Origin of the sequence: Halobaculum sp. EA56, assembly GCF_051195075.1 — an archaeon.
Taxonomy (GTDB): Archaea; Halobacteriota; Halobacteria; order Halobacteriales; family Haloferacaceae; genus Halobaculum.
On record NZ_JBNTJX010000001.1, the window covers coordinates 48,923 to 73,724 of the forward strand.

The following is a 24,802-nucleotide window of genomic DNA, read 5'->3' on the forward strand; positions in this document are numbered from 1 at the left end:
CTCCCCGGGCGGTGACTGCGCCGGCGTCCCGGGGCGGACACGTCGGCGGCCGCGGGCGACGGGGGCGACCCGTCGCGGCGCGCCGGGCTCAGAACGAGACGGGGTCGGGGCCGTCCTCGCCGACGGCCGGCGCGTCGCGGTCGCTGTAGAAGCGCCGGCCGACCGCCTCGTGGCCGACGCCGCCGCGGAGGGTCATCCAGACGTCGTCGGCGGAGTGGAACGTCTCCGACCCGAGGCGGCCGAGTACCGCGCCGAGCGTCTCGCTCCCGTCCTGCAGTTCGATACGGGTGTCGCCGTACGCGTCGATGAGTTCGCCGCTCGTGGCGGGGTACTCGTGGGCGGATAGCTCGTCTTCCGTGCCGTTCAGGCGCATCGACCGATCCGTCGCCGCCCGGGTATGTAACGATTGTCCATGTACGACCTTGGTCGGTCGGGTAGTCCTTAACGCACCTTAATGACATTCGATCCCGGGCGGGACCGCGACCCGTGGCCGGGGGCGACCCCCTGGACCGCCCGCGGCGACCGCCGGCCGACCGGAACCGCCTTGGCCCCGGCGAGTCCCCGATCCGGCAATGGTAGTCGCGGACCTCCACGCGCACACGACCGTCTCGGACGGGACGTTCACGCTCGACTCGCTGGTCGCGACGGCGCGGCGGGCCGGCATCGAGGCGGTCGCCGTCACCGACCACGACCGGATCCACCCCGATCTGGACGCGCCGGTGGCCGACCGCGACGGCGTGAGGGTCGTCCGCGGCATCGAGCTCCGCGTGGAGACCGGGGGCGAGCGCGTCGACCTCCTCGGCTACGGCGTCGGCGACGACCCCGCCCTCCGCGACGAGTGCGAGCGCCTGCAGGAGAACCGCATCGAGCGCGGCCGCCGCATCGTCGAGAACGTCGAGGCGGAGCTCGGCGTCGACCTGGGAGTCGAACCGCGCGAGGGGCTCGGGCGCCCGCACGTCGCCCGCGCGATCGACGAGAGCGACGCCGACTACGACTACGAGGGCGCCTTCGCGCACCTGATCGGCGACGACGGCCCCTGCTACGTGCCGCGGGACGTGACCCCCGTCGAGCGCGGGGTGGCCCTCCTGCGCGACGCCTGCGCGCTCGTCGGCCTGGCGCACCCGTTCCGCTACGGCGACCCCGAGGCCGCGCTGGCGCTGTGTGTCGATCACGACCTCGACGCGGTCGAGCGCTTCTACCCGTACGCGGCGTCGGTCGCCGACGACCCCGGGCGGGTGGAGTCGCTGGCGGCCGAACACGACCTGCTACTCACCGGCGGGAGCGACGCCCACGGCGAGGAGCTGGGGCTCGCCGGCCTCGACGCCGAGCGGTGGGCGGCGGTCCGCGCGCGGTTGCCGGAGGCGCGGGCTTAAGTACGGCCGAGCGCCACCTTCGGGTATGCAGTGCCACTACTGCGACCGCGAGGCGGCCTTCGCCGCCGAGCGCGACGCCGTCACGGTCGGCCTCTGCGAGTCGCACTTCCGCGACCGCGTCGAGGAGCTCGCCGAGAGCGAGGGGCTCGAGGCGCTCCGGGAGAAGGTCGACGTGACCCAGACCGACCGCGAGTCGTAACCCGGCCGGCCCCGGTCCCCGCCCGCCCGCGGACTCGCTCCCCGCGGTTCCCGCTCACCCGCCCTCGCCGTCCCCGTCCCGCTCGCGCGCCAGCAGCCCGTAGCGGAGCGTGTCGCGGCGGTCGCCGTCGCGGACCGCGTCCTCGCGGAGCCGACCCTCCTCGACGAAGCCGAGGCGGCCGAGCACCGCGCTCGACGCGTCGTTCCCCTCGTACACCCGCGCGGTGAGTCGGTGGAGCCCCCGCTCGTCGAAGGCGTAGTCGCACAGGAGGCCGGCAGCCTCAGTCGCGTAGCCGTTCCCCTCGGCGTCGGGGACGAGCCAGTAGCCGACCTCGGCGACGCCGCGGCGGGCGTCCTCGCGGAACAGGAAACACAGCCCGACCGGGTCGCCGTCGACGCAGATCAGGAGGGTGACGCCCTCGTCGCCGCGGACGACCTCCTCGCGGTACTCGGCGACGTCCTCCGCCGTCAGCGGCTCGAACTCCCCGAGCGGGTCGCGGTAGGACGCGCGGTTGCGGTGCTCGTGGAGGAACGGCTCGTCCTCGGCCTCGACGGTCCGGAGCGCGACGCGCTCGCCGGCGAGGAAGACGGGACCGGGCATACCCGGCCGTCTCGGGGGCGGCTCAAAAGTCCCGCGTCGGCGTGCGAACCGTCGGCACGGAGGTCCGGTCGCGACGGCGGTCACCACAGCAGGTCGACGCCGAACACGTACAGGCCGGCCAGCGCCGACTCGAATATCAGGGTACCCAATGCCGACAGCACGACGAACCGCCGGCGGTCCATGCCGGCCAGCCCCGCCGGGACGGTGAGCATCCCGCGGGTGAACAGCAGGGCGTTCGAGACGGGGACGACGACCGGTCCCCAGCGCTCGAACCAGCCGTCGAAGCGGTCGAGGCTCTCCTCGCTCACGCGGAACCACCGCTTGCGAAGCAGCCACTCGCGGCCGCCGCGCTGGGCGACGGTGAACAGCGCGACCTGGCCGACGGTGGCGCCCAGCACCGCGATGCCGACCACGAGGAGGACGGTGTCGGGCGAATGGCCGAACAGGATCAGCGACCCGGGGACGATCAGCTCGCTCGGCATGAAGTACATCAGCATCGCCCCCTCCAGCACGAAGACGACGAACAGCGCGAGGTAGGCGTACTCCGAGGTCAGCATCGACTCCAGCCACGGGGGCATCGCGCCGACCTGGAGGGGCGGGGGCGTCACGGGAGCGGATTGCCCGGCTCCCGATATATGGCTTGTGTCATCCCGCCCCCGGGGGGAGCGTCGGTGTCGCCGCCGGCGCCTCCCGTCGCAGCCTCTCGCCGCGAGCGCGGGCTTTACCTCCCGTCCGGGCCGAGACACGCGCATGAACCCCACCGACCGACCGCGGGGCGCGCGCCGCGGATCGCGCCGCCCGCGGCGCCTCCGCACGGACGGCGTCCGACCGCTCGTCTCCGAGACGGACGTCTCGGCCGCGGACCTGATCGCGCCGGTGTTCGTCGACGCGACGACCGACGAGCGCGTCGCCATCGAGTCGATGCCCGGCCACGAGCGCGTCCCCGTCGCGGAGGCGGTCGACCGCGTCGAGGAGGTGCTGGCGACTGGCGTGGGGGCGGTGATGGTGTTCGGCATCCCCGAGTCGAAAGACGAGGTCGGCTCCCGCGCGTACGCCGAGGACGGCGTCGTCCAGCGCGCGGTCCGCCGGATCGCCGCCGAGACGGACGCCTACGTCGTCACCGACGTGTGCCTCTGTGAGTACACCGACCACGGCCACTGCGGCGTCATCGAGGAAGACGCCGCCGAGGACCCCACGCTGACGGTGAGGAACGACGAGACGCTGGACCTCCTCGAACGGACGGCGGTCTCGCACGCCGAGGCCGGCGCGGACATGGTCGCGCCCTCCTCGATGACCGACGGGATGGTCGGCGCCATCCGCGAGGGGTTGGACGGGGCGGGCTTCGAGTCGGTGCCCGTCATGAGCTACGCGGTCAAGTACGAGTCCGCCTTCTACGGGCCGTTCCGCGACGCCGCCGACGGCGCGCCCGCCTTCGGCGACCGCCGCCACTACCAGATGGACCCGGCGAACCGCCGGGAGGCGCTGCAGGAGGCCCGCCTCGACGTCGAGGAGGGCGCGGACGTGCTGATGGTCAAGCCCGGCCTGCCGTACCTCGATATCGTCCGCGACGTGCGCGAGGGGTTCGACCTCCCGGTCGCCGCGTACAACGTCTCCGGCGAGTACGCGATGCTGCACGCGGCCGCCGACCGCGGGTGGCTCGACCTGGAGGAGACGGCCTACGAGTCCCTGCTGTCGATGAAGCGCGCCGGCGCGGACCTGATCCTCACGTACTTCGCCGAGGACATCGCCGACCGCCTCTGAAGGACTTCCGGCGGCCCGCAACGCCCGACACCCCGCGGCGGCACGCGCGGGTGTCCGTGACGGGAAGACTCCGAAAAACCGCCGTCGCGACGACGCCCGTCCGACCGTCAGGTGGGACTGAAAGGGGCCGGCGCTCTCGTGCGACGAGACGACGCAAGCACCGCAGGGAGCCGAGCGAAGCGAGGCGACCGAGGAGCGCAGCGAGTCGCAGTCCACGAGAGCGCCGGGGGCTTTCGCGATAGTCGACAGCGTCGGCCCAGTGGTGCTGTTCACAACGACAGAGCGAACTGATCGCGAGAACACGAACCGTTTTACCTCCCACCGAACACCCACCTCCCATGCACCGCCCGGCGGTTCCCGACGCCTACATCGAGGAGGTCGCCGAGCGCACGGACTTCTCGGCCGAGGACGTCCGCATCGGCCTGCGCGTCCTCCACGACGCGGTCCGGGACCGCGTCGTCGAGCAGTACCGCCGCGCCCGCGAGGACGACAGCCCGAACCACCTGCTGACCGACGACGCCTCCTCGGCGTGGTTCGCGTTCGCCTTCGCCGACCTGCGCTCGGAACTGGAGGCCGCCGGCTACGAGATGGACCCCGACCTGCTCGCGGCGGTCGCCGCCGTCAACATGACCGTCTTCCAGGAGGTTCACGACCGGACCGTCTCGTTCCCCCGCGACCTGGCGGACGCGAGCGACACGCCGTTCTTCTACCCGGTCTACGTCGAGAAGCCCGGGTGGTGGCGCGAGGCCGAGACGCGCGCCCTGCGCTCGCTGGTCGGCCTGCTGGAGTCCGGGTCGTCGCCGGCGGCCGCGCTGGACGCGTGGGCGGTCACGCTCGCGGGCGCCGACCCCGACGAGTGGGCCCGCGTCCGGGGCGTCAGCGCCGACCGGGTCCGCCGGAACGCCGAGCAGGCGCCCGACCCGGCGCCGGAGGCGGCCGACGGCCTCCGCGCGGAGGCGCGCGGGGAGGTGCCCGACGGGCCGTACGACCCCGAGACCGACCGCCTGTTCGTGCCGACGACCGACCAGCTGGCGGCCGCGCGGGAGGCGGAGGCCGAAGCGGAGGCGGAGGCGAACGCCGTGGCGGAGCAGGAGGCCGGGACCCGGTCCGGGGGCGGCGAGGAGGCCGAACCGGACGCGGATCCGGACGACCCCGACGACCCGAACTCGGATCCCGACCCGGACCCGGACGGCCTCGCGGACATCGGCCCCGACGACCTGCTCGCCGGCGACGTCGAGGCCGCGGACCTCCAGGAGTACGCCGTGCAGGGCGGCGACGGCCCGGGCGACGCGGGTCCCGAGGGCACGGCCGACGACGCGGACGGCGACGCGGATCCCGACGACGGCGAGCGGGAGGACGGCGAGGACGGACGCGGCGGGCGGTTCGTCGATGGCGCCGAGGCGTTCGAGCGCGACGGCGACGGCGACGACGACGCCACAAAGTAGATATCCGGCTCCGTCCACCACCCGGGCGTGACTGACTGGCGCGCGGTCGCGTGGGGAGCGGCGGTCTTCCTCGTCGTCGCGGCGTTCGGGACGGCGATCCCGGTCGTCGGCCAGGTCGGCGCGGGGCTGCTCGGGGGCGCCGTCGCGGGGTACCTCGCCGGGGGCGGCCTCGCGAGCGGCGCGTACCACGGCCTGCTCGCGGGGTCGGTGACGGGCGTCGCCTACACCCTGCTGTTCGCGCTGTTGGGCGGCGTGTTCGGCCTGATCGGGGGTGGCCCGCTCGGCGGCCTCCTCGGGGGCGCGGGGGTGCTCGTCCTCGGGGTCGTACTCACCGTGCTGTTCGCCCTGGAGTCGGCCGTCGCCGGCGCGGTCGGCGCGCTGCTCGCCGAGGACTGACCCGAGCGGGCGCGCTCCGCTCCTACCGGTCGAGGTACTCCCGCTGGATCGCGACGACCTCCGAGGAGTCGGCGCACTCGCTGTAGCGACGGAGGGGTTCCTCGTTGAGTTCGAGGAACGTCTCCCCCCACGTGAACTTCGCCAGGACCGCCTCGGCCTGCTCGGGGTCGCCGAGGATGCGGAGGGCGGCGGCGAACGCCTCGACGGTCGTCAGCTGCATCGGCCGGCCGAAGTTCACGGGGTTGGCGGCGACGAGGTACGGGAGCGCGCGGTGCTCGCCCGGAAGCGAGAACATCGCCTCGCCGGCCGACTCCCACGAGCAGTCGAGCGCGACGAGCGTCTCCCCCACGTCGCGGTCGGCCGGCGACAGCGCCCGTTCGGCGTGGGGGTTGAGCACGACGCCGTACGGCGTGGCCGCGTCCGAGCGGTGGAGCTCCGCGAGGTCGAAGCGCGCGAGCTTCCGGGCCGTGCACTTGTTGGGGTCGTCGTCGCCCTCGTACCGGACGTGCAGGTCCACGTCGGGCGGGAGGCGGCGCGGGCGAATAAGCGCCCCGGAGCGGGAGCGGAGCGGGACGGCGTGGCGTCCCCCGGCCGACCGATTCAAGCGCGTCGGGGACCGCCTGCGATCCGTGACCTCGGAGGCGACCGCGCGGGCGTACTACCGCGCCATCGACGACGGCGACTACGACGCGCTCGCCGACCTGCTCGCGCCCGAGTTCGTCCACGACCGACCCGACCGGACGCTGTCGGGCCGCGAGCGGTTCGTCCGGTTCATGCGCGAGGGGCGCCCCCGGACGGACACCGAGCACGCGGTCGACGCGGTGTACGTCGCGTCCGGGGAGGGCGCCGACCCCGACGGCGACGCGGCACGTGACGGCGCCGACCCCGACGGCGACGCGCTCCCCGGAGTCGCCGTCCGCGGGCGACTGATCGGCGACGACGGCGAGGAACTGTTCGGCTTCGTGGACGTGTTCGCGTTCGCGGGAGCGATCGAGAGCGACACGGAGGCCGACGCCGGGAGCGGGGCCGACGGCGACGCCGCGGGTCTCGTCGTCCGCCTCACGACGTACACGAACTGATCCGGAACGGCGCGGGACGCGGGATCCGGCGGGGCTCGGGCCGCCGTCGGACTACTCCTTCTCGCCGGCGCCGAGGGCGCTCTCGCCGACCTTCTCGCCGCCCTCGATGACCTCCCGGCCGCCCATGTACGGCCGGAGGGGTTCGGGCACGTCGACGGTGCCGTCGTCGTTCTGGTAGTACTCGAGGATCGCCACGACGACACGCGGGATCGCCACGCCCGAGCCGTTGAGCGTGTGGAGGTACTCGGCCGACTCGTGGCGTTCCGGGCGGAAGCGCAACCCGGCCCGGCGCGCCTGGAAGTCCCGGAAGTTCGACACCGACGACACCTCCAGCCAGCGGCCGCCCTGTTCGGGCCCGTCCTCCATGTCGTCGCCGGGGGCCCACACCTCGATGTCGTACTTCTTCGCCTGTGTGAACCCCAGATCGCCGGTACACATCTCCAGGATGCGGTAGGGGAGGTCCAGGCGCTTCAGGACCTCCTCGGCCTCCGCGAGCAGGTCGTGGAGGCGCTCCTCGCTGTTCTCGGGGCGGACGAAGTTGACCAGCTCCACCTTGTTGAACTGGTGGACGCGGACGATGCCCCGCGTCTCGGTGCCGTGCTCGCCCGCCTCGCGCCGGAAGTTCGGCGAGTACGCCTGGTGTTTGATCGGGAGGTCGTCGTCGAGCAGGATCTCGTCGCGGTACATGTTCGTCACCGGTACCTCCGCCGTCGGCAGGAGCCAGAGGTCGTCGTCGTGGATCTCGTCGGTGTTCTCGTCGCCGACGCGGTAGGCGTCCTCGACGAACTTGGGGAACTGACCGGTCCCCTCCATCGCCTTCGAGTTCACGGGGATCGGCGGGAAGACGTCGTCGTACCCCTGCTCGCGGTGGACCTCCAGGAAGAACTGGATGAGCGCGTGCTCCAGCATCGCGCCCTCGCCCTTCGCGAAGTAGAAGCCGCCGCCCGACACCTTCGCCCCGCGGTCGAAGTCCAGGATGTCCAGGTCCTCGCCCAGGTCGTAGTGAGGGATCACCTCCTCGGGGAGGTCGCGCAGGTCGTCGAACCCCTCGCGGCGCCGCTCGACGTTCTCCGACTCGTCCTCGCCGACGGGCACGTCGTCGTCGGGGAGCTGCGGCACGTGCAGCATCGCCTCGTGGAGTTCCTCCTCCAGCTCGTCGGCGCGCTCCTCGATCTCCTGTAGCTCCGCCTTGAGCTCCTGGCTCCTCTCGATGGCCGCCTGGGCCTCCTCCTCCTTGCCCTCCTGTTTCAGCCGGCCGATCTCCGACGAGACCTCGTTGCGCTCGTGGCGGAGCGTGTCGCCGCGGCCCTTCAGCTCGCGCCACTCCTCGTCGAGTTCGAGAATCCGGTCGAGGTCGACGTCGACCCCCTTGTTCTCGATCCCCTCGCGAACCTCCTCGGGGTGTTCGCGGAGGTACTGCCTCGAGATCATTTGGTGGGGATTCCGGCGGTCCCGCCTAAACCGTGTCGGGTCTGTGTGAGCGATTCGGTAGGTGGTTCGGTGCTGTGGTTTGCGTGTTCGCGTCCTATGCCACCGGGACGGCTACCGCGTGGCGTGGACACAGTTCCCGAAAGCCCCCGCATCGCTGGACTCGCGCGACTCGCTGCGCTCCTCGCTCGCTTCGCTCACGGTTCACTCCGTTCACCGCTCGCAACGAGGTCTCACTTCGTTCGACCTCGCTCCGCTCGCTGTGGTGCTTACGTCGTCGGGCTTCGCCCAGCGATGCGGCCCCTTTCAGTCCCACCCTGAGGTCGGACGGGCCGAGTGTCGAACCTGTCTGCCCGGTGTGTGCGAACCGCGATCGCCTGCTGCGGCGCGCGTCGGCGGGCCTGCGTGCCCGCCGACCGCGCGAGGGACGAGGAGCACAGCGAGGCCGGAGGCCGAGCGAGCACCGCAGGCGGTTGGGGAGGGAGAGGCGTGGGTGGGACTGAAAGGGGCCGTGGCGCTCGGGGAAGGCGGCCGATGCAAGCACCGCAGGAGCGAACGGAGTGAGTGACGAGGAGCGCAGCGAGGCCCCCGACCCGAGCGCCACGGGGGCTTTCGGGAACTGTGCGGCGGACGTGTTCGTCCGGTCGACACATGTCGCTCGAACGTGAAGACACCCACTGAAAACCGCAGACTGAACTGCGGATCTACCGACTGAACTCGATCGCCGCGCCCTGGCCGAAGCCGACGCACAGCGACGCCAGCCCGCGGTCGACGTCCCGCTTGATCATCTCGTGGATCAGCGTCACCGGCAGCCGAGCGCCCGACGCCCCGAGCGGGTGGCCGATGGCGATCGCGCCGCCGTTGACGTTGTAGCTGTCCTCGTCGACGCCCAACTCGCGCCGGGCGTACTCGCACTGGGAGGCGAACGCCTCGTTCACCTCGACCAGCCCGTAGTCGTCGATGTCGGCGCCCGCACGCTCCAGCAGCCCCCGCGTGGCCGGCACCGGGCCGATCCCCATCACCGTCGGGTCGACGCCGGCGACGTGGTTCGTGCCGACCTCCGCGAGCACGTCCAGTCCGTGCTCGTCGGCGAACTCCCGCGAGCAGACGAGCGTCGCCGCCGCGCCGTCGGTGATCTGCGAGGAGTTGCCCGCCGTCACCGTCCCGTCGCCGGTGAACGCCGGCGGCAGCCCCGCGAGCGTCTCCACGTCCGTGTCCGGACGGATCCCCTCGTCCTCGGTGACGACGCCCTCGTCCGTCTCGATCGGGACGATCTCGTCGTCGAACCGGCCCGACTCGGTCGCCTCCGCGGCCCGGCGATGCGAGCGGACGGCGAACTCGTCCTGCGCCTCGCGGGAGACCCCGTACTCGTCTGCGACCTTCTCGGCGGTCATCCCCATCTGGAGCTGGAAGACGTTGTACATCTCCGACAGCTCCGGGTGGAGGTGCTGGTAGGAGTCGCCGTCCATCGGCACCCGCGACATGGACTCGACGCCGCCGGCGACGATGCACTCCCTGTTCCCGGCGGCGACGGCGTCGCTCGCCGAGATGACCGCCTGCATCGAGGAGGCGCACCAGCGGTTGATCGTCGTCGCGGGCGTGCCCTCCCCCAGCTCCGAGAGGAGCGCGATGACGCGGGCGACGTTGTTGTCCTGCTCGCCGCGCTGCTGGGCGACCCCCCACATGAGGTCGTCCACGTCGTCGGCGGCGAGGCCGTGCTCGTCGAGGATGTGGTCGATCAGCGCGACCGAGAGGTCCTCGCTTCGGGTGTCGGCGAAGACGCCGTCCTGCTTCCCGAACGGGGTGCGGTACGCGGCCGCGATGACGGGTGTTGCCATGGATCCGTGTCGGCGGTCTATCCTGATAAATCCGGGAGAACCCCGCCCCCGTTTCGACGGGTTGGATGCGAGGCCGAACGGAGTGAGGCCTCGAAAACGCGAACGGCGACCGGAGGGAGCCGTGAGCGAGGGGAGGTCGACCGGAGTGAGACCTCGTTGCGAGCGGGGAGGGACGACCCGCGAGCCGGCGACGGTGCGTGCCGGACGCCCGCGGCGTCCGTCGCTTCGACGCGCTTAACAGCCTCCGCCGGCAATCCCTGGGGGATGAGTGACCCGGCAGAGGACGTGGTCGAGCTTCTCGTGACCGTCCACCGCTACAACGAGGACCGCGACCTCGACGCCGACGACCTGCCGCCGCGGTACCGCCGTGTCTTCTGGAGCGAATCGCCCGAGGACGAGACCGGGCCGGGCGGCGTGGAGCGCCCGCTCCACGTGACCGAATCGACTGCCAAGACAGCCACGGGCGTCGAGCGCCCCTGGGAGGCAATCTCCGATCTCCTGTTCACCCAGCGCAAGGAGTTCTCCGGGGAGGTGTCGCTCTCGCAGCCCGAGATGGCCGTCGAGTGGCTCCTCGACCGGATCGACGACGAGGACCTCCGCGAGAACCCCGTGCTCGCGGCGATCGTCGCCGACCCCGAGGTCGACCACGACGGCGACTTCTCCGTCTCCCACGAGGAGGCCCGCGACGAGAACCGCCCCGTCCGCGCCGACCGCGTGTGGATCGACGCGCTGCTGGGCGAGTACTTCGACGAGGAGGAGGACGCCGAGATGCTCGACCTCGTCACGGTGAAGGCGCCCGAGGAGATCGAGATGACCCTCCGGGACCTGGTGCTCACGGCGGACCAGGAGGGCGAGATCCGCAAGCTGATGAAGGCGATCGAGCACCGCCAGTACCTCGCCGACATCGGCCTGCGCGAGATCGGCAAGCTCCTGTTCGTGGGCCCGCCGGGCACCGGGAAGACGACCGCCGCCCGCGCGCTCGCGCACGAACTCGGGCTCCCGTTCGTCGAGGTGAAGCTGTCGATGGTGACGAGCCAGTACCTCGGCGAGACCGCCAAGAACGTCGAGAAGACGTTCGAGGTGGCCAAGCGCCTCGCGCCGTGTATCCTGTTCATCGACGAGTTCGACTCCGTCGCCAAGACGCGCAAGTCCGACGAGCACGCCGCGCTCAAGCGCGCCGTCAACACCCTACTCAAGAGCATCGACGAGGTGTCGCTGGTGCGTGACGAGGTGCTGCTCATCTCGGCGACGAACCACCCGGACCAGCTCGACGCCGCCGCCTGGCGCCGCTTCGACGAGATCGTCAACTTCCCCAAGCCCGACCGGCAGATGCGCGCGGACATCCTCCGGGTCATCACCCGCCAGATGGAGATCGCCGAGTTCGACCCCGAGGAGGTCGCCGACCGCACCGAGGGGCTCACCGGCAGCGACCTCCGACTCGTGCTCCGGGAGGCCGTGCTGGAGGCGCTCACCGAGGAGCGCATGGAGATCACCCAGGCGGACATCATGGACGCCGTCCGGGACTTCGAGGAGCGCGACAACCTCAAGAACATGGACATGATCGACGGCGAGGGCGCGGAGGTGCTCGGCGACGGCGGCGCCGGTCACGACCACGACCACTCCGACCACGAGCACTGAGCCGCCGTCGAATGCGCGTCACTCTCCTCGGCACGGGCGACACCACCGGCACCCCCACGGTCGGGTGCGACTGCGACACCTGCGAGGAGGCGCGCGCTCGGGGGATCGAGCGCTCCCGCTTCTCGGTCCACGTCGAGAACGGGCGCACGGGCGAGTCGCTGCTGATCGACGCCTCGCCGGACTTCCGCCAGCAGTTCCTCGCGCACGACGTCCCGCTCCCGGACGCCGTCGTGATCAGCCACATCCACTTCGACCACCTCGACGGCCTCGGCAACGCCTACCGCCTGTTCGACGACCTCCCGGTGTACGCCGCCGACGAGGTCGACCCCGTCACGGGCGAGTCGGTCGCCGACACGGTCCGCTCGAAGTACGACTACCTCGACCGGGTGACCGTCCGCGACGCGACCCCGTTCGAGCCCGTCCGGACGTGCGGCCTCGACGTGACGCTGGTCCCGGTCGACCACCCGCCGCTGGTCTGCTACGGGCTGTGCGTCGAGGACCCCGAGACGGGCGCGCGACTGTCGCTGTCGGGCGACACCAGCTACGACGTGCCCGCCGACTCGCGCGAGGCGCTCTCGGACCCCGACCTCCTGCTGGCGGACGGCATCGTCCCGGCGCGCTTCTGCGAGTACCACCCGCTCGGCGGGAAGGACGAGGCTCCCGACGGCACCCCGTACACCTTCGGCACGAAGCACATGACCCGCGAGGGGGCGCTGGCGTTCGCCGACGACCTCGACGCCGCCGAGACCCGGCTGGTCCACCTCGCGCACTACTACCCGGCGGAGGAGGCGTTCGCCGAGCCGCTGGCGGTCGACGGCGAGACGTACGAGCTGTAGTGTGGGCCCGGGGCGGTCGCCGCGACCCGCCCCGTACCGTCCCGTGTCGCGCCGGTCCGACCCGCACCGGCCCGCTCTGCGCCGGCGAAGGTATTTGCGGCTCCGACACCTAACCGGGCTAACTTGAACGACCGTTCGACCGGAGCGGCCGCGGTCGCCGCCGCCGCCCTCCTCGCGATATCGGTACTCGTCCCGTTCGTCGGCCTCGCCGGCGCGGTGCCGGACGCCCGCGTCGCGGTGACCGACGCGACCGTCTCGCCCGCCACCCCGACCGCGGGCGCCCCGGTCACCGTCGAGGCGACGGTCCGCCTCTCGGGCGGCAGCGCCTCCGCCGCCGACCTCGACCGCGTCGCCGTCGTCGCCGCGAACGGCACGACCCTCGCGGAGGCGACCGGCCTCGGGACGCTCTCGCCCGGGGAGACGCTCACGGTGCCGGTCACGCTCGTCGTCGACGACCCTGGCGCCTACGACCTCTCGGTCGTCGCGACGGTTTCGGACGCCGACGACGAGACGGCGACCGCCGGCCGGCCCCTCTCGCTCGTCGTCGAGCAGGGGGCGCCCCTGGTCGAACTCGACGCGCCCGACGCCGTCGCCGGCGCCGACTCGCGGGTCGACGTGACGCTGTCGAACCCGACGACCGCCGCCCTCCGGGACCTCACCGTGACCGTGACCGACCCGACGGACGGCGAACGGGTCCGCCGGACGGTGGCGACGCTGGCGGCGGGGGGGACTCGGCAACTCAACTTCTCGGTCCGGCCCGACGGGGCGGGCGACCGGGCGTTCCGCGTCCGCGTCGACTACACCACCGCCGCGGGAACCCGGGCGACGGTCACCCACGAGCGCGCCGTGACCGTCGAGGACCTGTCGGCCGACGTCGGCGTGCGCGTCTCCCGCGCGAGCGCCGGCGCCGACGGCGCGGCCGCGGGCGCCGGCGGCGGGGCGGCCGGCCTCGCCGGCCTCATCGGCGGCGGGGCCGGCGGGGCGCTCCAGCCGTCCACCGGCGACGGGAGCGAGGGGGAGGCCGACCGCTCGCGCGTCGACGTGACCGTGACGAACTTCGGGAACGCCGCCGTCGAGCGCGTCGTGCTCGTCCCGCGGGGCGCCAACGGCACCGTCGTCGGGGAGGTCGGGCGCGTCGCGGTCGCCGACGCCCTCGCGCCGGGCGAGTCGGCGACCGTCACCGTCGACCTCTCCGACGTGGAGACCGCCGGCGACCTCCGCTTCGTCGCCGAGTACGACCTCGCCGGCGAGCGCCGCGAGGCGGCCGCAGCCTACGACTTCCGCCCCGAACGCGGCGCCGTGGAACTGACCGGCCTGAACGTCAGCGTCGGCGAGGACGGGGCCGTCAGGATCGAGGGCAACCTCGGCAACGTCGGCGACGGCGAGGTGTCCGGCGTCGTCGTCGGCGCCGCCGACGCCGAGTTCTCCCGTCCGGCGTACCCCCAGCGGAGCTACTTCGTCGGCAGCGTCGGCGCCAGCGAGTTCGCCCCGTTCGAGGTGACCGCGAGCGTCGACGCCGCGAACGCCTCGACCGTGCCGGTCGCGGTGTCGTACACGACCGGCGGCGACCGCGTCACCGAGGTGATCGAGGTACCCCTGCCAGCCGAGGACCGCGACGCCGGCCGGCCGGTCGGCGCGTTCGGCGGCTTCGGCGCGCTCGGGGGCGTCCTGCTGGCGGTCGGGCTGGCGATCCCCGCGGCCATCGGGCTGCTCGCCCGACGGTACGCATGAGCGGCGACGCGTCCGCGAACGCGGCCGACGCGGCCGCGGCCGGGGCCGCCGGACGCGACGGCGCGGAGACGACCCCGGTCGACGCCTCGACCCCCCCGCTGCGCCTCGTCGACGCGACCAAGCGCTACGAGGGCGGCGGCGGCACCGTCACCGCGCTCTCGCACGTCGACTTCGCGGTCGAGCCGGGCGAGGTCGTCGCCGTGATCGGTCCCTCGGGGTCGGGCAAGTCGACGATGCTCAACCTGCTGGGCCTGCTCGACGACCCCACCGAGGGCCGGGTCGAACTGCACGGCTCGCCGGTGGCGGGCCGCTCCGAGCGCGAGCGCACCGACGTGCGCCGCGAGACGGTCGGGTTCGTCTTCCAGGACTTCCACCTCATCCCGACGCTGTCGGCCGTCGAGAACGTCCGCCTGCCGACGGCGTTCCTCCCGGACGACTCCACCGACCGCGCCCGCGACCTGCTCACCCGCGTCGGCCTCGGCGACCGCCTGGGCCACACCCCGGACGAGCTGTCGGGCGGACAGAAACAGCGCGTCGCCGTCGCCCGCTCGCTGATCAACGAGCCGGACGTGCTGCTGGCGGACGAGCCCACGGGCAACCTCGACCGCGACACCGGCGTCGCCGTGCTGGAGGAGGTCCGCGGCATCGCCGCCGGCGGCGTCGGCGTCGTCGCCGTCACCCACGACGACCTCGTGCGCGAGTACGCCGACCGCACCGTGGAACTCGTCGACGGGGTGCTCCGCGATGCCTGACGGCCGCGGGCGACGCGACGGGGCCGGGGGTCTCCTCGCCCGCCTGGCCCGGGCGCTCGGCCGGATCGGAAGCCGGCTCCGCGGGACCGTCGGCGGCGTCGCCGCCGCGGTCGAGGGGCGGGCGGCCGCCGCGGTGCCGGACCCGGTCGCGATCCGGGTCGCCCGCGCCGGCGACGCGCTCGGCCGGCGCTTCCCGGCGGCGTCGCTGGCGGCGCGCAACCTCTCCAGACAGCGCCTGCGCGCCGGGCTGGCGGCGCTGGGCATCGTCATCGGCGTGTTCGCGGTCGTCTCGCTGGGCATGCTCGGCACCGCGCTCCAGACGGCCGCGACCGACGAACTGGGCGGCCTCGGGAACCAGGTGATCGTCAGCCCGGCCGCCGAGACCGGCGAGGAGACGCTCAACAGCCGCGACCTGCGCGCCGTCGAGCGCGCCGCGGCGGGACGCGGGGAGGTGATCCGGCTGAAGTCCGCGGGCGCGACCGTCAGCGGCGGCGGCGGACGGACGGCGGCCCAGGTGTACGGGACGACGAACCCCGCGGCGCTGTTCGGCGAGGCGCCGGGCGTGCCCGACTACCACCGCCAGGGCGCGCTCGTGGGCGCCGACGTGGCCGGCGCGCTCGACCTCCGGGTCGGCTCGACGGTCACGGTCGAGTCGAACACCTACCGCGTCGTGGCCGTCCTGCCCGAGCAGTCGAGCATCACGCCCCTGCGGGCGGACTCGGCGGTCGTGCTCCCGCCCGACGAGTTCGCCGAGAGCGGCTACTCGCAGGTGGTCGTGCAGGCCGACTCCGGCCGCGACGCCGAGGCGGTCGCGGGCGAGGTGCGCGAGCGGCTGAACGCGCGCGAGCGGCGGGTGTCGGTGTTCTCGCTGACGAGCGTCCTCTCGCAGATCTCGGAGTTCTTCGCGCTGCTCAACGGCTTCCTGCTGGCGGTCGCGGGCGTCTCGCTGGTCGTCGCGGGCGTGTCCATCTTCAACGTCATGCTGATGACCGTCTCCGAGCGCCGCGGGGAGATCGGCGTGCTCCGGGCGGTCGGCATCCACCGCGCGCAGGTGCTGCGCACCCTGCTCGTCGAGGCGACGCTGCTCGGCGTCGGCGGCGGCGCCGTCGGGGTCGTCCTCGGGACGGTCGCCGTGGTCCTCGTCGCGCTCAACACGGACCTGCCGCTGGACGCCGTGTTGGTTCCGACGAACGCGCTCGTGGCGCTGGGGGCGTTCGCCTTCGGCGCGGCCGTCGCGCTCGTCGGCGGGCTGTACCCGGCGTACCGGGCGGCGTGGGAGCCGCCGGTGGAGTCGCTCCGGGGGTGAGCCGCGTCCCCAGTCGCCCGAGGGGTTCCCCGGGATCGGACGACGCCCGTCGGACGCGGGGCGGGGGCGGACCCGAAGACACTTGCGGACGTGCCGGCTTCCACCGTGCATGTCGAACGACTGGTCCCGCCGCCGGACGCTCGCCGCCGCGGGCGCGGCGCTGTTCGCCGGCTGTAGCGACTCGCCTCCCTCCGCCCGATCGCCCGACGGCGACGGCGTCGGGGGCGGCTCCGGCGCCGCGACGACACCCGACACGCCGACGCCGGAGCCGACGCCCGTTCCCGAGCCGGAGTCCTCGTTCACGCCCGAGGAGTGGACGGCGCCGACCGACGCCCCGACGACCGACGTGGAGCGGACGGTCCTCGTGGAGAACCTCGAAGTGCCGTGGGACGTGTCGATCGCCGCCAACGGCGACCTGTTCGTCACCGAGCGCGTCGGCCGGGTGAGCCGCTTCGCGAACGGCGACCTCGACACCGTGTTCGCCCCCGACGACGCCATCGACGCCGGGTCGGTCGACAGCGAGCCCCAGGAGATGCAGTGGTGGGTCGAGGGCGGCGAGGGCGGCACCCTCGGCGTCGCGGTCCACCCCGACTACCCGGACGTGGAGGTGCTGTACGTCTACTACACCGCGAAGACCGACGGCGGGCGGGCGAACCGCGTCTCGCGGTTCGACCTCTCGGCGGACGACCCCGCCGCGACCGAGCGGGTCGTCGTCGGCGACATGGCCGCCAACAACTTCCACAACGGCGGCCGGATCGCGTTCGGGCCCCGCGGGTACCTGTGGATCACCACCGGCGACGCCGGCGAGGAGTCGCTGGCGGCCGATCCGGGCGAACTCCCGGGGTCGGTGCTGCGGGTAACCGTCAACGGGGAGGCCGCGCCCGACAACCCCGACGTCGACGGCGGCGACCCGCGCGTGTTCACCTACGGCCACCGCAACCCCCAGGGGCTCGTCTGGCTCCCCGACGGCACGCCGGTCGTGAACGAACACGGCCCGGCCGGCCGCGACGAGATCAACCGCCTCGTCCCCGGCGGGAACTACGGCTGGCCCGACGTTCGTACCGCCGAGGAGTACGAGTCGCTGGGCGAGGACAGCGACGTGCGCCGGCCGCTGGCGAACACACGGACTTCGACCTGGGCGCCGACGGGGTCGCTGTTCTACACGGGCGACGCGGTGCCGTCGTGGTCGAACCGCATGGTGATCGGCGGCCTGCGGAGCCAGCAGCTGATCGTGGCGACGCTGTCCCCGCCGGAGGCGGACCTCCCGCCGCTGGGCGAGAACGGCCGCCGCTTCGACGCCGGCTGGCTCGACGACGCCTACACCGTCACCGCCCACACGATGCTGACGGACGTGCTCGGACGGATCCGCCACGTCGAGCAGGGGACCGACGGGGAGCTGTACGTGATCACCTCGAACCGGGACGGCCGCTCCTCGGAGGCGTTCCCGAAGGAGAACCACGACGTGCTGGTCCGGCTGGAGGCGAGCGAATGAGCGGCGAGGGGTCCTCTCTCGGAGGCCGGATCGCGAGCCGATCCGCCGCAGCGCTCGTCGCGGCCGTTCTGGTCGCGCTCGCGGGCGTCGCGCCCGCGGTCGCCGCGGCGACGGGGCCGGGCGCACACGCGCCGGGCGTCGCGGCCGGCCCCCACGCCGCCGGCTCCGGCGCCGGCGCGGGTGTCCCCGGCGCCCCGGCCGCGCAGTCGGACGGGCTCAACCCCTGCGTCGGCACGGTCGAGCAGCGGCCGGAGACGACGACGCTCGTGTCGATCCAGGGCGCCCGCGGCGGCGGCAAGACCGCGGCGCTGCTGGTCGGCGTCGCGCCGAACGGCTCGGTCCACGGCGTCCACAACGACACCGCCGACGGCCGCTGGTGGTCCTACGACGTGGACCCGCTCCCGAACGGGGAGCTGCTGATGGCGACGACCGAGCCCGGCATCTCCGTCGTCGAGCGGATCGACCCCGCGACCGGCGAGACCACCGAGGTCACCCGCCTGGAGAACGTCGAGGACGCCCACGACGTCGACTACCTCGGCGACGGCGAGTTCGTCACCGTCGACAAGGGCGACGAGCGCAACCGGGTCGTCATCTTCGACGAGTCGGGGGAGATCGTCTGGCAGTGGCGCTTCGGCGAGCACACCGACCGCTTCCCGCGCGACGGCGGCGGCCCCTACGGCGAGGACTGGACGCACGTGAACGACGTCGACCCCATCGGGAACGGCACCCTCATGGTGTCGGTGCGGAACTTCGACCAGGTCGTCGCCATCGACCGCGACACGAAGGAGGTGAAGTGGACGCTCGGCGAGGACGATAACTACGACGTCCTCAACGAGCAGCACAACCCCGACTTCATCCGGGGCGAGAACGGCACGCCGACCGTCCTCGTCGCGGACTCGGAGAACGACCGCGTCGTCGAGTACGCCCGCACCGCCGACGGGGACTGGGAGCGCACGTGGACGCTCTCGGGCGGCGGCCTCCAAGAGCCACGCGACGCGGACCGCCTGCCGAACGGCAACACGCTCGTCACCGACCGCCGGGGCCACCGCGTGCTGGAGGTGACGCCCCGCGGCGAGGTAGTCTGGGAGTTCTACACGCCGTGGCAGCCGTACGACGCCGAGCGCGTCGGCACCGATCCCGGCTCCGAGGGCCCGACGATGCGCCAGGTCGGCGGCGAGGGCGACCAGACGATGACCGGCGGCGCCGGCTACGACGCCGAGCGCATCGAGTCGTGTTACGAGTACCTCCTGGACGTCGAGCGCGACCGCCTCGTCCCCGACGACGAGCTGTGGGGCGACGGCGGCGACCTCGACGACGCGGGGACCGCGACGGCGACGAGCGGCGGCGGCGACGACACCGGCGGCGGCGACGCGGACGGCGACGGCACGGGGACGCGCGAGTGGACGACCGTCCCGGACGACGCCTCGGTCGTCGACACGCCGGGCCTCGGCGTCCCCGTCGCGCTGGCGGCGCTGACGCTGGCGCTCGCGACCGCGCTCGCGACCCGCCGACGGCGCCGAGACGGCGACCGCCGCGGGTGACCGCCTACTCCGCCTCCGCGACGTCGCCGCCGACGCCGTAGCCGGTCGCCATCAGCCGGCGGACGATGGCGACCAGCCCGTTGTCGAACCCGCGACCGAACACGGCCAGCTCGTGGCCGCGGCCGCCCCCGTCGCCGGCGGTGAAGGTGCTCACGAGGATGGCCTCGCGGTCGGCCAGCACGTGGCGACTTATCTCGGTGGCGTCGTCCTCCACCGCGGAGCCGCTGAGCCACTCGAGCCCGGAGACGAACACGTCGACGTCGGGGAGCGACTCGCGGACGGTCTCCGCCAGCGACGGGGAGCCGGCGCCCACGAGCACGTCGACCCCGCGCTGGTCCGCGGCCGCCAGCCGGTCCGTCAGCTCCGGCGTGACCACCCCCTCGTGGCCGATCACGAGGATGACCTCGCTGTCGGCGTCGTCGATCAGTTGTCGGGTCCTGCTCGTGATCCCCTGGTTCCCGGACAGCGCCCACACCTCGTGGGTGACCTCCGTCTCCTCGCCCTCGTCCGGCGGCTCGAGCCCCTCCAGCGCCGCGCGGAGCGACTCGGTCCGCCGCTCGTACTCCGTCCGGAGCGTCGTGACCGCCTCGTCGATCGGGACGGCCCGGAACACCTGCGGGTTGGAGTGTTGCGTCTCCACGAGCCCCTCGGCCTCCAGCACGCGGATGGCGTCGTAGACGCGCGTTCGGGGCACCTCCGAGGTCTCGCTGATCTCCTTGGCCGTCGCCTGTCGCCGCCGCGCGAGCGCGACGAACGACCTGGCCTCGTACTCCTTGAGCCCGAGCTGCTGGAGCAGCTCGACCGCCTGCCGTCGATTCGTACCGTCGTTCATGGGTCCCAACCTCGCTGCGACAGGCACGCTTGACGGCCCGGGGATTTAGTAGGTCCGTGACGCCGGTCCGTCGGCCGTCGACGCGACTGGCGCGTCCACACGGTTGTGATACCGAGAGTGACACGCACCGCAACTCGACAGGAAGCCACCGGTCGGACTGCTGAATTCCGAACAGGGGTTCACTCGATTAATCACAGTAAGACTAAATGGGGCGGACCCCTGCGGATTCCTGGCGCGCGACCGCAGCACTGGTCCCAACCGCGCTGTCGCCGCGCGCCGAGAACTACCCCTCGCGGGTAGTTTTCTCGATATACTCCGACGATGAAAACGGCGACGACGACGGCGACGCGTCCGGGCAGCGACCGGCGGGGGCGGCGCTCCGCGTTCGTCGTTCGGCCGATCACAACAGTTCTATGCGTATCGAGGGGAGAGTAGCCGAGAGGATGACCGACGCCGTCCGGAGACACCGCACGCCGGCTCGACACGGGCCGGGGAGGAACCGATGAGCGAGCGGTCGTGGGAGGACGGTACCGACCCGGGCGTCACGATCGTGGAGGCGGTGGCCGACGCCTCGGGCCGGCGACCGAGAGACCTCCCCCCGCTGCAGCGGGCCGTCGACGTCGACGCGCTCGAGGCGCTTCTGACCGGGGACGGGGGAACGCGGTTCCGGGTCGAGTTCCGCTACGCGGACGTTCACGTCGTCGTCGACCGGGACGCCGTCGTCGCGAGCGAACCCGCGGCGGAGACGGGACGGTAGGGGCGCTCGCGACCCACGTGACCGGCGACGGGCGGCGGCGTTACACGCCCCCGGGGCCGTCCGTCTCGGCCGGCCCCTTCAGGTGCGGCTCGACGGCCCGACGGAGCGAGTCGACCGACCCGAAGCGGGCGCCGCGTCGAACGGCGCCGGTTTCGGGGTCGTAGTCGACCACGCCGGCGTCCCGTACCCTCGGCAGGAGGTTGTACAGGAGGTCGAGCCGGACGGCGTCCCGGGAGTGAGAGTTCCCCGTCGAGGGACGCCGCCAGCGACTCGACCGTGACCTCGCCGGCCAGCAGGTCCGGGAGCGCGCGCCGTCGGCGGTCCGCGAGCGGCCGGAGCGCGACGTCGGTCGGGACCGATCGTTCGTCAGGGCTCATCCCGAACTCGCCCTCGGCTCGCGACCCGATCCCCCGAGTTTGGGACATGGATACCGGGATCGGCCGTAGAACGCAAACGCGACGACTGTCACCCCGATCCTCACACCCCCGGCCCGGGACGGCCGCCCGACGCTACCCGAACCGGTCCAGCCCGGCCTGCCGCCGCGCCACGCCCGGCGGGTCGCGCACCCACGGCGTCCGCTCGTCCCGGAGCGCGGCGGCGTCGTCGGCGTCGGCCGCGGGGTCGGCGGGATCCCACCCCGGGCACGCCTCGCCGCACTCGCTCGCGGGGTCGACGACGCGCCCGAAGTGGACACAGCGCGGCCGGCCGTCCTCGGTCGCCGCGCAGTTGCCGCAGCCCGGGAACCCGTAGGTTCGCCACCCCTTCCCGTATGCGCGCTCGGCGATCCGTCGGCGCTTGCGCGCCTTCTCCGCGGGGTCCACGAGCGCCACGTCCGTCCGGCCGGGTCGCTCGGCGAGGGGTTCCACGCCGGGGCCGTCGCTGTCGAGCGTCCCGGGCTCGCGGACCGTCTCCCGCTCGCCGGCCTCCGGGTCGAACCGCCAGACGCCGACCGCCTCGGGGAGGCGGTTCAGGTGCGCGCCGGTGACGTGGCTCTCGGTCGCGAGGACGACCCGGTCGAACAGGGCGAGGCTGACGTCGACCCGGAGTTGCCGCCGGAGGTCGCCCGGCCGGCCGAGGTCGGGCTTGTTCTCGATGGCGACCAGTTCGTCGTACCAGTCGTCGGGGTACCGCGTCGCCTTCCGGACGTACCGCCTCCCGCCGCGGCGCTCCTCGGCGAAGAAGCCGCACTCGACGGCCGCGTCGGCGACCGCGCGGGCGCGCTCTGGCCGGGCGTCGACCGCCTCGGTGACGGGGACGGCCTCGCCGACGCCGGCGTCGGCTTCGACGGCCGCCGGGGGGATCGTCCGGTCGGTGATCCGGGCGCGCTCGTCGAACGACTGGCCGGGGACGACGCCGACCACGTCGACGACGCGGCTCCCCGGGGCGGCGACGGCGCCGCCGAGCTGACGCGCGAGCACCCAGTCGGTCTCCCGTTCGAGGCGGGCACACAGCGCCAGCTCGAACGCGAACTCCATACCCGACGGCGGGGCCGGACGGGCAAAAACGCTCGCCCCCGGGAGGACGGCCCGGCCCCCGGCCCGCCCTACCCCGCACCGTCCCCGACCGCACCGCGAACGGACGGCCGTGGCGCTCTCGTGGCTGATACCCACGGCGACGGCCTTTTGTGTCGGAGCCGTCCCCCGGCGAGCATGGACAGACGACGGTTCCTCGCGGGGGCGGCCGCCGCCGGCGCCGCGGGGCTGGCCGGCTGCGGCACCGCCGCGGGGACGGTCCGCCCGCCGCGGCTGCCGGCGGACCGGCTCGAGGAGGGGGGATGGGAGCGCACGGGCGCGGAGACGGCGGAGGTGTTCTCGCGGACGGTCGCCGGGACGGACGTGTCGGCGACAGCGGTCACCCGCGTGTTCGACGACGCCGCGCTCCGCGCCGAGGTGCGCGAGAAGACGCTGGGCGCGCTCGACGCGCCGCTGTCGAACTTCTTCGCCAGCCGGGTCGCCTTCTCGCCGAACCTCGCGGACGTACCACTGGAGTCGGCCCGAGAGGAACTGGCCGCCCGCGCCGGCGAGGTCGCGACCGCGCAGTTCGAGTCGCGCCTGGAGTCGGCCGGCCTCTCGGACATCTCCTCGACGGACGCCGGGACGCTCGCCGTCGCGACGGGCGAGGACGCCGACCTCACCGCGTACGAGGCCGTGTTCGCGTTCGACTCGCTCTCGTTCGACGTGCGCGGCGAGCCCGTCTCGATCGACGGGGGCCGCGTCGCCGTCGAGGGGCTGCTCGCCACGTGGGTCCACGGCGGCGGCCTCCTGATCGCCGGCGGCGCCTACCCGGCGGAGAACTTCGCGCGCACCGTCGACACCGAACTCTCGGAGGCGATCACCGTCACCGTCGACGTGGACCTGGGGCTCACGCCGGAGGCGTACGCCGAGGAGGTGCGCGGGCTGGTGACGCGGGTCGAATAGGGCGGGACGTCCGGTCGACGGGGTACCGGCATCGACGCCGTCGCCGGCCCGGTACCGGCGCGGTCCGGCGGCCGCCCGCCCCGACCGCGCCCGCGCGGACCGCCGGATGCACAAGGGGTTAGTTCCGGCCCGCCGACCCGCCGCGTGTGCGAACCACCGACGCCTTCGTCGCCCTGCGGTGCATCGACTGCGGCGCCCGGCACGACCCCGCCGAGGTGACCCACCGCTGCCCGGACTGCGGCGGCATCACGGACCCCGAGTACGACCTCGACGCCGTCGACCTCTCGCGGGCGGAGCTGGAGTCGCGCCCGTTCGACTCGCTGTGGCGCTACGGGGAACTGCTCCCGTTCCCCCGCGAGGCGGCCGTCTCGATGGGCGAGGGGGCGACCCCCCTCGTGGACTGCCCGACGCTCGCCGACCGGATGGGCGTCGGCGCCGTCTACGTCAAGGACGAGGGTCGCAACCCGACGGGGACGTTCAAGGACCGCGGCCAGACGGGCGCCGTCACCGCGGCGGTCGAACACGGCGCCGAGTCGATCGCGCTCAACAGCGCCGGCAACGCGGGGCAGGCGGCCGCGGCCTACGCCGCCCGCGCCGGCCTCGACGCGCACGTGTTCCTCCCCGACCGCGCCGGCTTCACCCAGAAGGCGATGACGGAGGTCCACGGCGGCGACCTCCGGGTCGCGAAGGGTGAGATCACCGACGCCGGCGCCGAGTACGCCGCCGCGATGGAACCCGACGCCGAGGGCGACGAGGCGGACTGGTACTCGACGAAGACGTTCGTGACGCCGTACCGCCACGACGTGAAGAAGACGATGGCCTACGAGACGATCGAGCGACTGGACTGGGACGTGCCGGACGCTGTCGTCTACCCCACCGGCGGCGGCGTCGGGCTGATCGGGATGCACAAGGCGGCCCTGGAGCTGCGCGAACTGGGGTTCACGGACGGCCTGCCGGGGATGTACGCCGCCCAGGCCGAGGGCTGTGCGCCGGTCGTGCGGGCGTGGGAGGAGGACGCCGAGGCGCACGAGCCGTGGACCGACATCGCCACCGCCTGCAACGGGATCGCGGTGCCGGACCCCGGGGCGTCGCCGTGGATCCTCGACGCGATCGAGGAGTCGGGCGGCGGCGCCGTCGCCACGAGCGACGACGCGATCCTCGACGCGGCCGTCGAGGTGGCGCGAACCGAGGGGCTGGAGGTCGGCGCGACGTGCGCGGCCGCGGTGTCGGGCGCGTTCGCGCTCGCCGAGCGCGGCGACCTCGGCGCGGACGACACGGTCGTCCTGCTGAACACCGGCGCGGGCAACAAGGACGTGGACACACTGCGGAGCCACCTCGGCGCCCGCGAGGCGGCCGAGTAGCGCCCACCCCGGACGCGACG

25 protein-coding genes are annotated in these 24,802 nt (G+C 73.4%); 16 read left to right on the forward strand and 9 right to left on the reverse strand.

Translation table 11 applies throughout. The features are described 5' to 3' along the window. Window positions 1-88 precede the first annotated feature (88 nt). Window positions 89-373 carry a DUF5789 family protein gene (locus ACQUQ1_RS00230; RefSeq protein WP_435062053.1) on the reverse strand — a complete coding sequence of 95 codons (285 nt, stop codon included), beginning with the start codon at window positions 371-373 and terminating at the stop codon, window positions 89-91. A 199-nt stretch (window positions 374-572) separates the two neighbouring features. On the opposite strand from ACQUQ1_RS00230, the gene ACQUQ1_RS00235 reads away from it, so the two are divergent. Further along, window positions 573-1,373: a PHP domain-containing protein gene (locus ACQUQ1_RS00235; RefSeq protein WP_435062055.1), complete on the forward strand. Its 801-nt coding sequence runs from the start codon at window positions 573-575 to the stop codon at window positions 1,371-1,373. Between the two features lie 25 nt (window positions 1,374-1,398). Beyond that, window positions 1,399-1,572: a DUF6757 family protein gene (locus ACQUQ1_RS00240; protein ID WP_435062057.1), complete on the forward strand. Its 174-nt coding sequence runs from the start codon at window positions 1,399-1,401 to the stop codon at window positions 1,570-1,572. Between the two features lie 54 nt (window positions 1,573-1,626). Here the strand turns inward: ACQUQ1_RS00240 and ACQUQ1_RS00245 are convergent, their stop codons facing one another. Both ACQUQ1_RS00245 and ACQUQ1_RS00250 read right to left on the reverse strand, forming a co-directional pair. Next, window positions 1,627-2,172: a GNAT family N-acetyltransferase gene (locus ACQUQ1_RS00245; RefSeq protein WP_435062059.1), complete on the reverse strand. Its 546-nt coding sequence runs from the start codon at window positions 2,170-2,172 to the stop codon at window positions 1,627-1,629. Window positions 2,173-2,252: 80 nt separating this feature from the next. Further along, complete coding sequence (locus ACQUQ1_RS00250) at window positions 2,253-2,750, reverse strand: DedA family protein (protein WP_435062799.1); 498 nt, start codon at window positions 2,748-2,750, stop codon at window positions 2,253-2,255. A gap of 172 nt (window positions 2,751-2,922) precedes the next feature. Between ACQUQ1_RS00250 and hemB the strand changes: the two genes are divergently transcribed. The 3 genes from hemB to ACQUQ1_RS00265 all read left to right on the forward strand — a co-directional run bounded on the left by hemB (window position 2,923) and on the right by ACQUQ1_RS00265 (window position 5,774). Next, window positions 2,923-3,933 carry a porphobilinogen synthase gene (gene hemB / locus ACQUQ1_RS00255; RefSeq protein WP_435062061.1) on the forward strand — a complete coding sequence of 337 codons (1,011 nt, stop codon included), beginning with the start codon at window positions 2,923-2,925 and terminating at the stop codon, window positions 3,931-3,933. 338 nt (window positions 3,934-4,271) lie between these two features. Continuing rightward, on the forward strand, window positions 4,272-5,378 hold the full coding sequence (locus ACQUQ1_RS00260; protein ID WP_435062063.1) for a hypothetical protein: 1,107 nt from the start codon (window positions 4,272-4,274) through the stop codon (window positions 5,376-5,378). 27 nt (window positions 5,379-5,405) lie between these two features. Next, the gene (locus ACQUQ1_RS00265) at window positions 5,406-5,774 is read left to right on the forward strand and encodes a DUF5518 domain-containing protein (RefSeq protein ID WP_435062065.1); all 369 of its coding nucleotides are present in this window, start codon (window positions 5,406-5,408) and stop codon (window positions 5,772-5,774) included. A gap of 22 nt (window positions 5,775-5,796) precedes the next feature. On the opposite strand, the gene ACQUQ1_RS00270 is transcribed toward ACQUQ1_RS00265, so the two are convergent. Next, window positions 5,797-6,291 carry a DUF367 family protein gene (locus tag ACQUQ1_RS00270; protein WP_435062067.1) on the reverse strand — a complete coding sequence of 165 codons (495 nt, stop codon included), beginning with the start codon at window positions 6,289-6,291 and terminating at the stop codon, window positions 5,797-5,799. Between the two features lie 112 nt (window positions 6,292-6,403). Between ACQUQ1_RS00270 and ACQUQ1_RS00275 the strand changes: the two genes are divergently transcribed. Further along, window positions 6,404-6,853: a nuclear transport factor 2 family protein gene (locus ACQUQ1_RS00275; protein WP_435062069.1), complete on the forward strand. Its 450-nt coding sequence runs from the start codon at window positions 6,404-6,406 to the stop codon at window positions 6,851-6,853. A gap of 51 nt (window positions 6,854-6,904) precedes the next feature. Here ACQUQ1_RS00275 and serS read toward each other — a convergent pair whose 3' ends face one another. Next, a complete protein-coding gene (gene serS / locus ACQUQ1_RS00280) occupies window positions 6,905-8,284 on the reverse strand; it encodes a serine--tRNA ligase (protein ID WP_435062071.1) in 1,380 nt (459 codons plus the stop codon). Window positions 8,285-8,985: 701 nt separating this feature from the next. Beyond that, the gene (locus ACQUQ1_RS00285) at window positions 8,986-10,119 is read right to left on the reverse strand and encodes a thiolase family protein (protein ID WP_435062073.1); all 1,134 of its coding nucleotides are present in this window, start codon (window positions 10,117-10,119) and stop codon (window positions 8,986-8,988) included. 264 nt (window positions 10,120-10,383) lie between these two features. Here ACQUQ1_RS00285 and ACQUQ1_RS00290 point away from each other — a divergent pair, with 264 nt between their 5' ends. From ACQUQ1_RS00290 to ACQUQ1_RS00320, 7 genes are all read left to right on the forward strand, one after another. Further along, a complete protein-coding gene (locus ACQUQ1_RS00290) occupies window positions 10,384-11,757 on the forward strand; it encodes an ATP-binding protein (protein WP_435062075.1) in 1,374 nt (457 codons plus the stop codon). A gap of 11 nt (window positions 11,758-11,768) precedes the next feature. Beyond that, complete coding sequence (locus ACQUQ1_RS00295; RefSeq protein WP_435062077.1) at window positions 11,769-12,593, forward strand: MBL fold metallo-hydrolase; 825 nt, start codon at window positions 11,769-11,771, stop codon at window positions 12,591-12,593. Window positions 12,594-12,716: 123 nt separating this feature from the next. Beyond that, entirely contained in the window at window positions 12,717-14,324 is a 1,608-nt protein-coding gene (locus ACQUQ1_RS00300; RefSeq protein WP_435062079.1) for a CARDB domain-containing protein, read from the forward strand. Further along, window positions 14,321-15,076 (forward strand): ABC transporter ATP-binding protein, encoded by a 756-nt coding sequence (locus ACQUQ1_RS00305; protein ID WP_435062081.1) that lies wholly within the window; start codon window positions 14,321-14,323, stop codon window positions 15,074-15,076. Before ACQUQ1_RS00300 ends, ACQUQ1_RS00305 begins: the two co-directional genes overlap by 4 nt. Next, window positions 15,069-16,382, forward strand: a complete 1,314-nt coding sequence (locus ACQUQ1_RS00310; protein ID WP_435062083.1) for an ABC transporter permease — start codon at window positions 15,069-15,071, stop codon at window positions 16,380-16,382. Before ACQUQ1_RS00305 ends, ACQUQ1_RS00310 begins: the two co-directional genes overlap by 8 nt. Window positions 16,383-16,491: 109 nt before the next feature. After that, entirely contained in the window at window positions 16,492-17,874 is a 1,383-nt protein-coding gene (locus tag ACQUQ1_RS00315) for a PQQ-dependent sugar dehydrogenase (RefSeq protein ID WP_435062085.1), read from the forward strand. Continuing rightward, window positions 17,871-19,415, forward strand: a complete 1,545-nt coding sequence (locus ACQUQ1_RS00320; RefSeq protein ID WP_435062087.1) for an aryl-sulfate sulfotransferase — start codon at window positions 17,871-17,873, stop codon at window positions 19,413-19,415. The genes ACQUQ1_RS00315 and ACQUQ1_RS00320 overlap by 4 nt, the downstream gene beginning before the upstream one ends. Window positions 19,416-19,419: 4 nt before the next feature. Here ACQUQ1_RS00320 and ACQUQ1_RS00325 read toward each other — a convergent pair whose 3' ends face one another. Then, on the reverse strand, window positions 19,420-20,247 hold the full coding sequence (locus ACQUQ1_RS00325; RefSeq protein WP_435062089.1) for a TrmB family transcriptional regulator: 828 nt from the start codon (window positions 20,245-20,247) through the stop codon (window positions 19,420-19,422). Window positions 20,248-20,749: 502 nt separating this feature from the next. Between ACQUQ1_RS00325 and ACQUQ1_RS00330 the strand changes: the two genes are divergently transcribed. Continuing rightward, window positions 20,750-21,004: a HalOD1 output domain-containing protein gene (locus ACQUQ1_RS00330; RefSeq protein ID WP_435062091.1), complete on the forward strand. Its 255-nt coding sequence runs from the start codon at window positions 20,750-20,752 to the stop codon at window positions 21,002-21,004. A gap of 40 nt (window positions 21,005-21,044) precedes the next feature. On the opposite strand, the gene ACQUQ1_RS00335 is transcribed toward ACQUQ1_RS00330, so the two are convergent. Both ACQUQ1_RS00335 and ACQUQ1_RS00340 read right to left on the reverse strand, forming a co-directional pair. Next, window positions 21,045-21,176 (reverse strand): hypothetical protein, encoded by a 132-nt coding sequence (locus tag ACQUQ1_RS00335; protein ID WP_435062093.1) that lies wholly within the window; start codon window positions 21,174-21,176, stop codon window positions 21,045-21,047. A gap of 337 nt (window positions 21,177-21,513) precedes the next feature. Further along, window positions 21,514-22,479, reverse strand: a complete 966-nt coding sequence (locus tag ACQUQ1_RS00340; RefSeq protein ID WP_435062095.1) for a DUF5787 family protein — start codon at window positions 22,477-22,479, stop codon at window positions 21,514-21,516. Window positions 22,480-22,653: 174 nt separating this feature from the next. Between ACQUQ1_RS00340 and ACQUQ1_RS00345 the strand changes: the two genes are divergently transcribed. Both ACQUQ1_RS00345 and ACQUQ1_RS00350 read left to right on the forward strand, forming a co-directional pair. Further along, window positions 22,654-23,421 (forward strand): hypothetical protein, encoded by a 768-nt coding sequence (locus ACQUQ1_RS00345; protein ID WP_435062097.1) that lies wholly within the window; start codon window positions 22,654-22,656, stop codon window positions 23,419-23,421. 146 nt (window positions 23,422-23,567) lie between these two features. Beyond that, window positions 23,568-24,782, forward strand: coding sequence for a threonine synthase (locus ACQUQ1_RS00350; RefSeq protein WP_435062099.1), 1,215 nt, complete (start codon window positions 23,568-23,570; stop codon window positions 24,780-24,782). Window positions 24,783-24,802: the final 20 nt, after the last annotated feature.

Coding starts and splice junctions, on each gene's coding strand:
- ACQUQ1_RS00230 (WP_435062053.1), bottom strand. CDS start 373: ATGCGCCTGAACGGCACGGAAGACGAGCTATCCGCCCACGAGTACCCC.
- ACQUQ1_RS00235 (WP_435062055.1), top strand. CDS start 573: ATGGTAGTCGCGGACCTCCACGCGCACACGACCGTCTCGGACGGGACG.
- ACQUQ1_RS00240 (WP_435062057.1), top strand. CDS start 1,399: ATGCAGTGCCACTACTGCGACCGCGAGGCGGCCTTCGCCGCCGAGCGC.
- ACQUQ1_RS00245 (WP_435062059.1), bottom strand. CDS start 2,172: ATGCCCGGTCCCGTCTTCCTCGCCGGCGAGCGCGTCGCGCTCCGGACC.
- ACQUQ1_RS00250 (WP_435062799.1), bottom strand. CDS start 2,750: ATGCCCCCGTGGCTGGAGTCGATGCTGACCTCGGAGTACGCCTACCTC.
- hemB (WP_435062061.1), top strand. CDS start 2,923: ATGAACCCCACCGACCGACCGCGGGGCGCGCGCCGCGGATCGCGCCGC.
- ACQUQ1_RS00260 (WP_435062063.1), top strand. CDS start 4,272: ATGCACCGCCCGGCGGTTCCCGACGCCTACATCGAGGAGGTCGCCGAG.
- serS (WP_435062071.1), bottom strand. CDS start 8,284: ATGATCTCGAGGCAGTACCTCCGCGAACACCCCGAGGAGGTTCGCGAG.
- ACQUQ1_RS00285 (WP_435062073.1), bottom strand. CDS start 10,119: ATGGCAACACCCGTCATCGCGGCCGCGTACCGCACCCCGTTCGGGAAG.
- ACQUQ1_RS00290 (WP_435062075.1), top strand. CDS start 10,384: ATGAGTGACCCGGCAGAGGACGTGGTCGAGCTTCTCGTGACCGTCCAC.
- ACQUQ1_RS00295 (WP_435062077.1), top strand. CDS start 11,769: ATGCGCGTCACTCTCCTCGGCACGGGCGACACCACCGGCACCCCCACG.
- ACQUQ1_RS00305 (WP_435062081.1), top strand. CDS start 14,321: ATGAGCGGCGACGCGTCCGCGAACGCGGCCGACGCGGCCGCGGCCGGG.
- ACQUQ1_RS00310 (WP_435062083.1), top strand. CDS start 15,069: ATGCCTGACGGCCGCGGGCGACGCGACGGGGCCGGGGGTCTCCTCGCC.
- ACQUQ1_RS00315 (WP_435062085.1), top strand. CDS start 16,492: ATGTCGAACGACTGGTCCCGCCGCCGGACGCTCGCCGCCGCGGGCGCG.
- ACQUQ1_RS00320 (WP_435062087.1), top strand. CDS start 17,871: ATGAGCGGCGAGGGGTCCTCTCTCGGAGGCCGGATCGCGAGCCGATCC.
- ACQUQ1_RS00325 (WP_435062089.1), bottom strand. CDS start 20,247: ATGAACGACGGTACGAATCGACGGCAGGCGGTCGAGCTGCTCCAGCAG.
- ACQUQ1_RS00330 (WP_435062091.1), top strand. CDS start 20,750: ATGAGCGAGCGGTCGTGGGAGGACGGTACCGACCCGGGCGTCACGATC.
- ACQUQ1_RS00340 (WP_435062095.1), bottom strand. CDS start 22,479: ATGGAGTTCGCGTTCGAGCTGGCGCTGTGTGCCCGCCTCGAACGGGAG.
- ACQUQ1_RS00345 (WP_435062097.1), top strand. CDS start 22,654: ATGGACAGACGACGGTTCCTCGCGGGGGCGGCCGCCGCCGGCGCCGCG.